This window comes from Vibrio sp. GJ43-1 (assembly GCF_055808835.1).
In genome coordinates this window covers 210,946-223,741 of sequence record NZ_CM147884.1, presented here as the reverse complement: position 1 = coordinate 223,741, position 12,796 = coordinate 210,946, and the positions used below count along the sequence as shown (strand labels likewise).

General features: G+C 45.7%; 11 protein-coding genes and 3 pseudogenes. 10 read left to right on the top strand and 4 right to left on the bottom strand.

Annotation, left to right across the window (positions count from 1 at the left end; all coding sequences use genetic code 11):
* Nucleotides 1–4: 4 nt before the first annotated feature.
* Nucleotides 5–1,096 (bottom strand): LysM peptidoglycan-binding domain-containing protein, encoded by a 1,092-nt coding sequence (locus AC0L66_RS01145; protein WP_473568117.1) that lies wholly within the window; start codon nucleotides 1,094–1,096, stop codon nucleotides 5–7.
* Between the two features lie 88 nt (nucleotides 1,097–1,184).
* Between AC0L66_RS01145 and def the strand changes: the two genes are divergently transcribed.
* From def to AC0L66_RS01120, 5 genes and pseudogenes are all read left to right on the top strand, one after another.
* The gene (def, locus tag AC0L66_RS01140; protein WP_265676760.1) at nucleotides 1,185–1,694 is read left to right on the top strand and encodes a peptide deformylase; all 510 of its coding nucleotides are present in this window, start codon (nucleotides 1,185–1,187) and stop codon (nucleotides 1,692–1,694) included.
* A gap of 19 nt (nucleotides 1,695–1,713) precedes the next feature.
* Nucleotides 1,714–2,664 (top strand): annotated as a pseudogene (fmt, locus tag AC0L66_RS01135) (methionyl-tRNA formyltransferase).
* 90 nt (nucleotides 2,665–2,754) lie between these two features.
* A pseudogene (gene rsmB / locus AC0L66_RS01130) lies at nucleotides 2,755–4,033 on the top strand (16S rRNA (cytosine(967)-C(5))-methyltransferase RsmB).
* 67 nt (nucleotides 4,034–4,100) lie between these two features.
* Nucleotides 4,101–5,477 (top strand): Trk system potassium transporter TrkA, encoded by a 1,377-nt coding sequence (gene trkA / locus AC0L66_RS01125; RefSeq protein ID WP_265676764.1) that lies wholly within the window; start codon nucleotides 4,101–4,103, stop codon nucleotides 5,475–5,477.
* Nucleotides 5,478–5,486: 9 nt separating this feature from the next.
* A pseudogene (locus AC0L66_RS01120) lies at nucleotides 5,487–6,933 on the top strand (TrkH family potassium uptake protein).
* A gap of 18 nt (nucleotides 6,934–6,951) precedes the next feature.
* Here AC0L66_RS01120 and AC0L66_RS01115 read toward each other — a convergent pair.
* The 3 genes from AC0L66_RS01115 to AC0L66_RS01105 all read right to left on the bottom strand — a co-directional run bounded on the left by AC0L66_RS01115 (nucleotide 6,952) and on the right by AC0L66_RS01105 (nucleotide 8,484).
* The gene (locus AC0L66_RS01115; protein ID WP_473568115.1) at nucleotides 6,952–7,107 is read right to left on the bottom strand and encodes a hemolysin III family protein; all 156 of its coding nucleotides are present in this window, start codon (nucleotides 7,105–7,107) and stop codon (nucleotides 6,952–6,954) included.
* Nucleotides 7,083–7,601, bottom strand: a complete 519-nt coding sequence (gene trhA, locus AC0L66_RS01110) for a PAQR family membrane homeostasis protein TrhA (protein WP_473568113.1) — start codon at nucleotides 7,599–7,601, stop codon at nucleotides 7,083–7,085. The genes AC0L66_RS01115 and trhA overlap by 25 nt, the downstream gene beginning before the upstream one ends.
* An 82-nt stretch (nucleotides 7,602–7,683) precedes the next feature.
* A complete protein-coding gene (locus tag AC0L66_RS01105) occupies nucleotides 7,684–8,484 on the bottom strand; it encodes a sporulation protein (protein ID WP_265676767.1) in 801 nt (266 codons plus the stop codon).
* 285 nt (nucleotides 8,485–8,769) lie between these two features.
* On the opposite strand from AC0L66_RS01105, the gene AC0L66_RS01100 reads away from it, so the two are divergent.
* The 5 genes from AC0L66_RS01100 (at nucleotide 8,770) to AC0L66_RS01080 (ending at nucleotide 12,706) form a co-directional block, all read left to right on the top strand.
* A complete protein-coding gene (locus AC0L66_RS01100; protein WP_250619274.1) occupies nucleotides 8,770–8,937 on the top strand; it encodes a hypothetical protein in 168 nt (55 codons plus the stop codon).
* Between the two features lie 116 nt (nucleotides 8,938–9,053).
* The gene (locus AC0L66_RS01095) at nucleotides 9,054–9,320 is read left to right on the top strand and encodes a YihD family protein (protein ID WP_265676768.1); all 267 of its coding nucleotides are present in this window, start codon (nucleotides 9,054–9,056) and stop codon (nucleotides 9,318–9,320) included.
* Nucleotides 9,321–9,588: 268 nt separating this feature from the next.
* Entirely contained in the window at nucleotides 9,589–11,007 is a 1,419-nt protein-coding gene (gene ccoG, locus AC0L66_RS01090) for a cytochrome c oxidase accessory protein CcoG (RefSeq protein WP_473568110.1), read from the top strand.
* Nucleotides 11,008–11,070: 63 nt separating this feature from the next.
* Entirely contained in the window at nucleotides 11,071–12,054 is a 984-nt protein-coding gene (locus tag AC0L66_RS01085) for a serine/threonine protein kinase (protein WP_473569164.1), read from the top strand.
* A gap of 52 nt (nucleotides 12,055–12,106) precedes the next feature.
* Nucleotides 12,107–12,706 (top strand): thiol:disulfide interchange protein DsbA/DsbL, encoded by a 600-nt coding sequence (locus AC0L66_RS01080; RefSeq protein WP_265676770.1) that lies wholly within the window; start codon nucleotides 12,107–12,109, stop codon nucleotides 12,704–12,706.
* Nucleotides 12,707–12,796 lie beyond the last annotated feature (90 nt).

Sequence of the window (12,796 nt, the reverse complement as noted above, 5' to 3'; positions counted from 1 at the left end):
GTCATTACCGTTCTGGCGCTTCAATGATTGCCATCATTGATACTGGTTCTGTCGATGTCGTGATCACGGCGATACTAAAATGCGCATACGGACGAATCACCATCAATTGCCCAATTTCAACTTTAGGGAATGTGGATACCTTGGTGGCTTTGGTGAGTCCTTTCTCCCCTGATGAAAAGCGAAAACCTTCCGAACGCCGCTTGATAAGGTAAGTACTTCCCTGCTTCACGCTATCCAATACACCCACATTTAGCACCACTGTCTGTCCTTGCACGGCATAGTTCAACGAATTTAGCGAACCTAGAAGCTGAACTGGCTTAGACGTAATATCAGGTCCAGGTTGAGGATAAAAACTGGCGGCTAGAGACATATCCTGATGGACGCTAAACGGAATAACGAGATCACCTTTTTTAAGCTCTCTTTTAAGGCTGGTTATCATTAACGTCGTCATTCCCTCTTTCTGATCAACGGTATGGGCTTCCGCCAATAGGCGAATTTCCGTCATTTCAGCCTTCTCATCGCTCGATATATACGCTTTGCCAACCCGATAAATCCCCCACTCACGCTCTGCCCCTTCATATTGAATGTAGAGCTCATCACGATCCGTCACATAGTCCAGGCCACGACTTGACCCAGCAACAACCGGGAATGTCTCTAATCGAGAGGATTCGACAAGCCCTTCTTTTTCTAGATAACGAGTCACCGTAGCGCGCTCCGCGCCCGAAATGGCAACTTTTTGGTTAATACGAATACGAGGTGATAACTTTTCAAAGGCCTTCTTTGTCAGACGAGGCTTGCCATCAATCCAGATGAGCGAGAGTCGATCGCCAGGGTAGATGAGGTGTGGGTTATCGATGTGCTGGTTTTGCCCCCAAAGTTCAGGCCATCGCCATGGTGACTGCAGATATAATGTAGAGATGTCCCACAACGTATCTCCTGCCACAACCACATAAGACCTAGGGACATTAGGTTTGATCTTTAATTCATCGGAATCCACAGGAAAGCAAAGAAATACAGAGAGTGTGAGCAGAATAAAATGCCACTTCGATCTCAATATTTGTTGTTTCATCGTCAGCATTCCCTTGCTTTGTTTCATGGGATGCTGTCATTTAGGTGCGAAAATGTCTAGAATTGAACCAACGAAGTCCGTGCCTATTCGGCACAGTTCAATATTTTGAGTGTATATGTCTGTATTACAAGTATTAACTTTCCCGGATGAGCGCCTAAGAACAGTCGCAAAGCCTGTCACTGAAGTCACTCCGGAGATTCAAAAAGTCGTTGATGACATGATTGAAACCATGTACGACGAAGAAGGAATTGGTCTTGCGGCAACGCAAGTAGACTTCCACCAGCGTATTGTTGTGATCGATATTTCCGACACACGCGATGAACCGATGGTCCTTATCAATCCAGAAATCACCGAAAAACGCGGTGAAGACGGTATTGAAGAGGGTTGCTTGTCCGTGCCTGGCGCACGCGCACTCGTTGCTCGCGCAGCAGAAGTCAGCGTCACTGCGCTTAACCGCGATGGTGAAGCGTTCTCCTTTGAAGCCGATGACTTACTCGCCATTTGTGTTCAGCACGAATTGGACCATTTAGAGGGCAAACTTTTTGTCGATTATCTTTCCCCTCTAAAGCGTAAGCGTATCAAAGATAAATTAGAAAAGATTCAGCGCTTCAACGCGAAACAATAATAACTTAAGTGAGGTTTCTGTGAGCCAATCATTACGCATTGTGTTTGCCGTGTACTCCAGACTTCGCCGCCCGTCACTTGGCGGCGTTATTGTCTTCGGAGCACGACATTATTGCCGTTTACACCCAACCAGATCGACCAGCTGGGGCGCGGCAAAAAGCTAACCGCTAGCCCAGTAAAAACGATGGCGATTGAGCATGATATTCCTGTCTACCAGCCAGTGAATTTTAAATCAGATGAAGCCAAACAAACGCTGAAAGATTTGAACGCCGATCTTATGATCGTCGTTGCGTATGGTTTATTGCTCCCACAAGCAGTCCTTGATACCCCTAAATTGGGTTGCATCAATGTTCACGGTTCTATTTTGCCTCGCTGGCGTGGCGCAGCGCCAATCCAGCGCTCTATTTGGGCGGGCGATGCAGAAACAGGCGTGACTATCATGCAGATGGATATCGGTCTTGATACTGGTGACATGCTAAAAATCGCGACACTTCCTATCGAAGCCACCGACACTAGTGCCACTATGTATGACAAGCTCGCCGAGCTAGGTCCGCAGGCTTTAGTTGACTGCTTAGGTGACATTGCTGCTGGCAATACAAAACCAGTAAAGCAAGACGACGAGCAAGCCAATTACGCCAGTAAGTTGAGCAAAGACGAAGCGAAGATTGACTGGTCGCTAGACGCGGAGTTTATCGAGCGCTGCGTGCGAGCCTTTAACCCGTGGCCAATGAGTTTCTTCTCGGTGGAAGAGAACAACATCAAAGTTTGGCAATCTCGTGTAGAGGCAAGTACGACAGAAATGGCAGTAGGCACTATCCTTAAGGCTGATAAAACAGGAATTTACATTGCTACTGGAAAGGGCACCTTAGTTCTGGAGCAGATCCAGATCCCAGGAAAGAAAGCCATGCTTAGTCAGTGATGTACTAAACTCCAAAGCCAGCTGGTTTGAAGTCGGCAGTATCCTAGGTTAACGATACTCCCTACATACAATCTTTAGGGCCAGTACTGACCAGTGCAGGCCCTAGTTTGTTTTAATAACAACACAATTTTAGGTAACTAACATGAACGTTCGCGCTGTTGCGGCCAACATCCTGTTTCAAGTGGTTGATAAAGGTCAATCCCTATCCAATGCGCTTCCTGTAGCGTCAACAGCAGGTCAAACCACGTGACCAAGCTTTACTGCAAGAAATTTGTTTTGGCGCCCTGCGAATCCTACCTCGCTTGGAATCCATTGCTTCTGAACTCATGGAAAAACCGCTTAAAGGCAAACAGCGTGTTTTTCATCACCTGATCCTTGTTGGCATTTACCAAATTGGCAATATGCGCATCCCAGCACACGCCGCAGTAGGTGAAACGGTTGAAGCAACGAAAACGCTAAAAGGCCCGAAATTGCGTGGACTCATCAATGCGGTATTGCGAAATTATCAACGTAATCAAGAACAGCTCGATGAAATATCCATGAGTCACAATGTCGGCAAATATGGTCACCCAGGCTGGCTGCTAAAACTGCTCCAAAATAGTTACCCAGAGCAGTGGGCGGATATTCTAGAAGCGAACAACACCAAAGCACCGATGTGGTTACGTGTTAATCACCAGCATCACACAAGAGATGAATACTTAGAACTGCTCAAAAATGAAGGCATTGATTGCACAGCACACTCAGAAGCGCAAGATGCTCTAAAATTGGCCGCACCTTGCGACGTCAACAACTTGCCAGGCTTTGATAAAGGCTGGGTATCGGTACAAGATGCCGCAGCGCAACTCTCTCTTAATTATCTCCAGCCTCAAGATGGTGAGTTAATTCTAGATTGCTGCGCCGCGCCAGGTGGCAAAACGGCTCATATTCTTGAGCGCACAACAGGCAGCAAAGTCGTTGCCATTGATTGTGATGAAACTCGCCTAAAGCGCGTTCACGACAACCTGCAGCGTTTACAACTTCAAGCGACCGTCGTTTGTGGTGATGCAAGAACACCGCAAGAGTGGTGGCAAGGTGAACAATTCGACCGCATCTTGTTGGATGCGCCTTGCTCTGCAACGGGCGTTATTCGTCGCCACCCTGATATCAAATGGCTGCGTCGAGCTGAAGACATTGCGGCTCTTGCTGAGCTGCAACGTGAAATATTTGATGCAATGTGGCAACAGCTCAAAACTGGCGGCACCATGGTGTACGCAACATGCTCAATTACACCGCAAGAAAACGTAGAACAAGTGAAAGCATTCTTGGCGCGAACCAGCAATGCCCAGCTAGTAGATTCAGATATCAACCACCCAGGACGTCAGATTTTGCCTGGAGAAGAAGATATGGATGGCTTCTATTACGCAGTATTAAAAAAAGCATAGAATGCTAAGGTATTGATAGTTATTCTAGCGACTCGTTGAGTCGACATAATCAAAAGAGCGAAACGTTATGAAAATCATCATTCTTGGTGCAGGGCAAGTCGGTGGCACACTCGCAGAAAACCTCGTGGGTGAAAACAATGATATTACCATTGTAGATAAAAACAGTGACCGTCTGCGTGAACTACAAGATAAGTATGATTTACGGGTGGTCAACGGCTATGCCAGCCACCCTGACGTATTGCGTGAGGCTGGCGCCCAAGACGCCGATATGTTGGTTGCCGTCACTAATATGGACGAAACCAATATGGCAGCCTGTCAGGTGGCGTTCTCGCTCTTTAACACCCCAAACCGTGTTGCTCGTATTCGCTCACGTGAATACCTCATTGAAAAAGAAACACTGTTTAATTCAGGGGCTGTACCCGTTGATCACTTAATTGCGCCAGAGGAACTGGTCACCAGTTATATCGAGCGCTTAATTCAATATCCCGGTGCGCTGCAAGTGGTCAGTTTTGCCGATGAGAAGGTCAGCCTAGTAGCGGTGAAGGCCTATTATGGCGGTCCACTGGTAGGCAATGCCCTATCAACATTGCGTGAACACATGCCGCACATCGACACGCGAGTCGCTGCCATCTTTCGACAAGGTCGCCCTATTCGCCCCCAAGGCACCACCATTATTGAAGCTGATGACGAGGTGTTTTTTGTTGCGGCCAGTAACCATATTCGTTCGGTCATGAGTGAGCTTCAACGCCTCGAAAAACCTTATCGTCGCATCATGATTGTTGGTGGGGGTAACATCGGTTCAAGCCTGTCGAAACGCCTAGAACAAAACTACAGCGTTAAGCTCATCGAACGCAGCTATCAACGAGCTGAGAAGCTTTCTGAGCAACTCGAAAACACCATCGTGTTCTGCGGTGACGCGGCGGATCAAGAATTACTTGCCGAAGAAAATATCGACCAAGTAGACGTCTTTATTGCGCTAACCAATGAAGATGAAACTAACATCATGTCTGCAATGTTAGCGAAAAAGATGGGCGCTAAAAAAGTGATGGTGCTCATTCAACGAGGCGCGTACGTTGATCTCGTTCAAGGTGGCACCATTGACGTAGCAATATCACCCCAGCAAGCCACTATTTCCGCGCTGCTAACCCATGTAAGACGTGCTGACATCGTTAATGTATCGTCATTAAGACGCGGCGCTGCTGAAGCCATTGAAGCCGTCGCTCGTGGTGATGAAACCACATCCAAAGTGGTAGGCAAAGCCATTGGTGAGATCAAGTTACCACCAGGCACCACCATTGGCGCTATTGTCCGTGGCGAAGAAGTGCTGATTGCTCACGATCGTACCGTCATTGAGCAAGATGACCACGTGGTCATGTTCCTTGTGGACAAAAAGTATGTTCCCGATGTAGAAGCACTATTCCAACCAAGTGCATTCTTCTTATAAGGCACATTTATGGTCAATGCTCGTCCAGTCGCGTTCGTTATTGGGTTAGTTCTTTCAAAACTGGCCCTATTTATGTACGTCCCGACATTAGTCGCCTTTTTCACGGGTACCGATGGTTTTCTTGATTTTGGCTTAGCGGTAGCAATTACCCATCTTGTGGCATTTTTATGCCTATCAATAGGTCGCACCAAGAATTTTCACCTAAGTGTGCGTGATATGTTCCTGATTACCAGCCTCGTCTGGATGATTACCAGCGCATTTGCCGCACTACCTTTTGTGTTCATCAACCATATCAGCTTTACCGATGCGTACTTTGAAACCATGTCAGGCATTACTACGACAGGCTCAACCGTTCTCAGCGGGCTCGACAATATGGCACCAAGTATTTTGCTATGGCGTTCTATTTTGCAATGGCTTGGTGGTATTGGCTTTATTGTTATGGCGGTAGCGGTATTGCCGATGCTTAATGTCGGGGGAATGCGCTTATTCCAAACCGAATCGTCCGATTGGTCAGATAAAAGCAGCCCAAGAGCAAAAACCGTCGCAAAGAATATTGTCTTAGTCTATTTGGTATTGACCGCGCTGTGTCTGCTTGGATACCTAGCAACTGGAATGTCATTGTTTGATGGCATTAATCATGCCTTTACAACACTGTCTACAGGAGGCTATTCCACCTCCGATGGTTCGATGAACCACTTCTCCAATGGTGCCCATTGGGTAGGCACCATTTTTATGTTTTTGGGTGGGTTGCCTTTCCTACTCTTTGTCTCTGCGCTCACTAAACGTAATCTTCGTGTCATCATCAATGACGCGCAAGTTCGCGGTTTCACCTATTTGTTCTTAGTATCCAGCACCATCGTTGCACTGTGGCTCATTATCAAAAACGATTACGCATTGAGTGATGCGTTTCGAGTCGCGATGTTTAACATCGTCTCTGTCGTGACAACCACTGGCTTTGGTTTAGAAGACTTTACCGCGTGGGGAGCCTTACCCAGCGTTATTTTTGTATTTATAATGATGGTAGGCGCTTGCTCTGGTTCTACGTCTGGTGGCATCAAAATATTCCGTATTCAGATTGCCATTACGCTCTTAAACAAACAGATGATGAAGCTTATCCATCCATCAGGTGTCTTCGTACAACGCTACAACCATCGCCCCGTCAATGATGATATTGTTCGCTCTGTTGTCGCGTTTGTATTGATGTTCTTTGTTACTATTATAGTGCTTGCGGCATCACTGAGCGCGATGGGACTTGACCCAGTCACCAGCATTTCAGGGGCAATTACGGCCGTGGCTAACGTCGGGCCAGGAATGGGGACCATCATCGGCCCTACCTAGCAATTTCTCATCACTGCCCGATGCCGCTAAATGGTTATTAAGCCTTGGCATGTTAATGGGGCGCCTCGAAATTCTGACACTACTTGTGCTCTTTTTCCCTGCGTTTTGGCGTCGTTAACATGGGAAACCTCATGACTTAACGAGGCTGTACATACCAATAAATAGCGAAAAAGTGACAAGCCGCGCCTGCCAAAACAAACACATGCCAAATAGCATGATTGAATGGAATGCGCTCACACGCATAAAATACCGCACCCAAGGTATACGTCACCCCGCCCAGCGCCAACAACATAACACCTGACGGATCTTAAGCTTTGAGATAACTGATACAACGGAATAAGCGATAGCCAACCCATGGTTAAATAAGTCAGCAATGAAAAAACGCTTAATACGGTGGGCATAAAAAAGCTTCATGACAACACCCACTACTGCCAACAACCAAACAATGACCATAACTGACACCGCAAGAGGTGTTCGCAAACACACCAGCATAAACGGTGTATAACTCCCTGCGATCAACAGGTAGATAGCACAATGGTCAAAAGTTTTCAGGCGACGTTTTGCGTGGGGGTCATCAATAGAATGGTAGAGTGTCGAAGCCAGAAATAATGTCACCATGCTGCAGCCATAAACACTCATACTAATGAATGTGAGCGCATCGGCATTAGCTTGAATCGATTTCAATACAAGTAACACTAAGCCAACGGCAGACAAAGCGACACCAAGTGCGTGGGTAACACTATTCGCGCGCTCTTCGTGCAAACTATACAATGAAGCTGATGACATGGTACATACTCAAGATAGGACTTGTTTGCAGCATGACACATTCAGCTTACAAATGTAAGCTGAATGATTGAGCATTCCTTTTCTAAGAGGTTTGATCGAGATAATCGAGCACTTTCTTACCCGCTTCTTCTGCGGTCATTGAGCTTGGTAGGGTTAGTTCACGCTTTAACTGCCCCAACCCAATCAAGCTAGAAAGCATTCCGCCAATGCCATCTCTATTTCTATCAATTTCAAACCACAATTTAAGTTCGCTTTCATCCCGGTAAGCTACGATTTCTAGCTCTCTCCAACGACCATGGTAAGGCCCGGTGGTCGGCACAAATTCAAACTCTTGCACAAACGGCATCGCAAACCCTTTTGCCGCTTCGCATTCAACTTGTCGAATTCGCAACCCTTCATGCTCTAACGTAGAAAAAATTCCATCAAGCAAAGGATCGGGTCTCACGGTAAGTAAATCTTTATCTGTGGGATCGGCGGCTAGTGCGATATCAAGCCCTGTCTCGAGCCACACTTTAGAATCACCCAACGTGACGGGAGTATTCCAAGGAACCGCCAATTCTACTTCAAAATCTCGCGTTTCACCGGGCTCAATCGTAAACGCGTAAGGTAACGTCCACGTTTCCAATTCATAGGTTTTCGCTACACGCTTCTTAGGACTGCCTGGCTGATTCTGATTATCATGATGACTACGAGCGACTTCATCAATATAACGGCAGCATAAACGCATATTAATATTATCGACCGTTTGGGCGGTTTTGCCGCCATAAACATGAACCGTCACTTTGACGTTCTCGCCAGGATAAAGGAACTCCTGGTGCAATACAGAGTCCACTCGCGCCGCACCAATCCCAAAGCTTGCTAAGGTTTTCTTAAAAAAAGACATACGCACCTCCATTCACTACTCACCGTTTTATCGCAATTGATACGATAAAACAAATATACATAGCAAAAAAAACCACATGTGCAAAAAAGCAGCAATTAATTTTATCTAGGCTATCGAACCAAATAACACTTGGTGATATTCTATACGTGATATGCATGCATATCGTTATTCCTGATTATTTATTAGGACTGGCATCCGCCAAAAAAGAGCCATTGTATTTCAATGACTCATAAATAATCAGGCCATTAGATTGGCAATGGAATTGCCTGACTGTTAGGTATAGCAATGCGCCCTACTCCTGTCAGGTTTTCGCACTCAAATCGTGGTGCGTCGCGTCGTCGCAGTGGTTTTGCCCCTGCTTTTGTCGCAAAACAGGCCGCTCCTTCTATGACGCTTGTTGAAAAAAGTGCTCTTTTGGCACCGACTCCAACAAAAGTCGTTAAAGCAGCATAATAAAAAAGCGCAGACACCCTGCGCTTTTTTTATGCCTAGCGCTTTCTCATATTGGTTATTGTCATGAACTTTGATATTTTGATGCAAAAATCACTATAAGAATTGTGGAGAAATTTATGAAGTGTCATCGCCTCAACGAGCTCATCGAACTTATGCAGCCGGAATGGCAAAAAGAGCCAGATCTCAACCTAATGGAGTTCATCGCTAAACTCGCCAATGAAGCGGGCTATAACGGCGAACTTGCTGAACTGACTGACGATGTACTCATTTATCATCTCAAGATGCGTAATAGCCAAAAGGACGACATGATCCCTGGCCTTGCCAAAGACCAAGAAGATGATTTTAAAACCGCATTATTGAAAGCTCGCGGTATTATCAAGTAGTCATACTCACCTTTTGTCAAAACGCTCCTCACTTAGTAGGAGCGTTTTTATATCCATTGATTTCATATTTCTTGTTAAAGGTTGATAGCCTTAAAGAAAAGAGTTTGTTATCGAGGTTATAATCGGCGCGTTTTCTATTTACGTAGAAACTTATACTTTATCAATGATTGCTAGCTCTTAGCGCTGCTCATGGGTAAAGGTTACCTCGCAATGTCGGAAAAATAGAGCATGTCAAAACATGCCGTCAGCCTAAGAAGGACCGCTTCACATGAGTCAGGATAAGATTGACATAAAGGACGTGACGCCAAAAACGTTCAATCCTAAAACACACAAAGGCAATGGAGATCGCTTTAACCCTAGCAATCGTATTTATGTACGTGAAAGTAAAGGGACATTTCAAAAACTAAGACGCTACGGCGGTTGGTTTCTACTCGTTCTATTCGCTATTGTTCCTTGGATCCCATATGGTGAAAGGCAAGCCATTCTCCTCGATATTGGCAACCAGCAGTTTAACTTTTTTGGCACCACCCTTTATCCGCAAGACTTAACATTACTTGCACTGTTGTTTATGGTCGCCGCCTTCGGACTGTTCTTTATTACCACCTTTTTAGGGCGCGTATGGTGTGGGTACTTATGTCCCCAAACCGTTTGGACCTTTATGTACATCTGGTTTGAAGAAAAACTGGAAGGCAGCGCCAACAAAAGACGAAAACAAGATTCAAATAAACTCACTACAAACCTCGCAGCAAGAAAAGCCCTAAAACATATAGCCTGGTTAGCTATCGCACTCGCCACTGGCTTTACCTTCACTGGGTATTTCGTTCCTATTAGTGATTTAGTGGTCGATTTCTTTAGTTTCAACGCCAGTTTTTGGCCCGCCTTTTGGGTATTGTTTTTTGCTGGTTGTACCTATGGCAATGCTGGCTGGATGCGCTCTATCATGTGTATTCACATGTGCCCCTATGCACGCTTCCAATCCGCGATGTTTGATAAAGATACGTTTATTGTCGGCTACAACCCTAAGCGCGGGGAACAGCGTGGTCCACGCCCTAGAAAAGCCGACCACAAAGCACTCGGATTAGGCGACTGCATTGACTGCGACTTGTGCGTTCAGGTGTGTCCAACCGGCATTGATATCCGTGACGGACTGCAATACGAATGTATTAACTGTGGTGCCTGTATTGACGCCTGTGATAAAACGATGGATCGCATGGGGTACGAAAAAGGTTTGATTAACTACACCACAGAGCATCGTCTATCGGGTAAACATACGAAAGTCATGCGACCAAAACTGCTAGGTTACGGTGCCATTCTTCTTGTGATGATTGCTCTATTCTTTGTGCAAATATCCGCAGTGGACCCTGCCGGATTAAGCGTGTTAAGAGATCGCAGCCAGCTATCCCGGACTAACAGTGATGGTCTCGTTGAAAATACCTACACCCTAAAAATCATTAACAAAACACAGCAAGAACAACAATACACTCTTTCTGTTTCTGGCTTAGAGTCCGTTATTTGGTATGGAAAACAAATGATTACGGTTGAACCTGGCGAAGTGTTAAACCTGCCAATGAGCCTTGGCGTTGACCCAGAACAACTCAGTTCACCCGTTGCCACAATTCAGTTTATACTGAGTGACAATAATGACTTTTCTATCGAAGTGGAAAGCCGGTTTCTTAAGAAACTCTAGCCGAGTACCCCTTCACCATCAATAATAGGAAAAGGCTCAGTAATGAGCCTTTTTAGTTGGATAATGACAGACCAAGCGTTCAATTTTGACGCTCTAACACCAGACTTTATGTGGTATGCACTAGAGAGTATTGGTATAAGAGCCGAATCCGGACTTCTTCCACTTAACAGCTACGAAAACCGGGTCTATCAGTTTACCGATGAAGACAAAAAGCGGTATGTCGTCAAGTTTTATCGTCCACAGCGTTGGTCACTTGCTCAGATTCAAGAAGAGCACGACTTCGCCCATGAACTGGTCGCGCATGATGTGCCTATTTCAGCACCTCTTGTTCTAAATGGCACAACCATTCATCAATATGAAGGCTACTTTTTTACCCTCTTCATTAGCGAGGGAGGCTTACAATTTGAAGTCGACAACTTAGAGCAACTAGAGTGGGTGGGTCGCTTTCTGGGTCGAATGCACAAAGTAGGGGCGGCACAGCCTTTTGAGCACCGCCCAACCATTGGTTTGGAAGAGTACCTCTATCAACCGAGAAAGCTGCTGCAATCGTCTAATTTTATCCCTATGCATCTCGAGAACGCTTTCTTCAATGACCTCGATATGCTCATTGCTCAAATTGAAACGCATTGGGAGCCGAGCAGCATCATTCGCTTACACGGCGATTGCCACCCAGGTAATATTCTGTGGCGCGATGGCCCGATGTTTGTCGATTTAGATGACGCTAGAAATGGTCCAGCCGTACAAGATTTATGGATGTTATTAAGTGGCGACAGACAAGATAAAATGATGCAGTTAGACATTATTCTTGAAGGCTACCAAGAGTTTAATGACTTTCCTTCTAGCCAGCTGAAACTAATTGAGCCTCTGCGCGGTCTACGTATGGTGTATTACATGGCTTGGCTTGCGAAGCGCTGGAATGACCCTGCCTTCCCCTTGGCTTTTCCTTGGTTCAATGACCCTAAATATTGGGAAGGGCAAGTGCTTGGCTTTAAAGAACAAATGGCCGCACTCAATGAAAAGCCACTTTCATTACAGCCACAGTGGTGACAAACTAACGACTATCCGTTTTTAAGGATTTAAATTGTACATGGAGACAACAATGAAAAGATTTATCGCATTATTTGCTACGCTTCTTGTGAGTGTAGGTGTAAGCGCTGCACAATTTGAAGAAGGCACTCATTATAAAGTGCTAGACACAGAACCAACTACTAAGCCGACAGTGACTGAATTTTTCTCTTTTTATTGCCCACACTGTCATAGTTTTGAGCCAATCATAGAGCAGCTAAAAACAAAAATTCCGGCTGACGCCAAATTCCAAAAGAACCATGTGTCATTCATGGGTGGCAACATGGGCATGTCGATGAGCAAAGCGTACGCCACCATGATTGCTTTGAAAGTCGAAGATAAAATGGTTCCAGTACTATTTAATCGCATTCACACCATGCAACAAGCGCCTCGTAACGACGAAGAGCTGCGCCAAATTTTCTTAGATGAAGGCGTTGATGCGAAGAAATTCGACGCGACATTCAACGGTTTTGCCGTCGACTCCATGGTTCGTCGTTTTGATAAACAATTCAAAGACAGCGGCCTTTCTGGCGTTCCAGCGGTCATCGTCAACAACAAATACCTTGTCGAAGCAGGCGGCATTCAGTCACTCGATGAGTACTTTGCGTTGGTGAACTTCCTACTGAAAAAATAGCCACGACATACACATAAAGCCGAGCGACTACGCTCGGCTTTTTTTCACCTCAAGAGTAATCCTCACCACAAACCGATGAATTTATTGTCT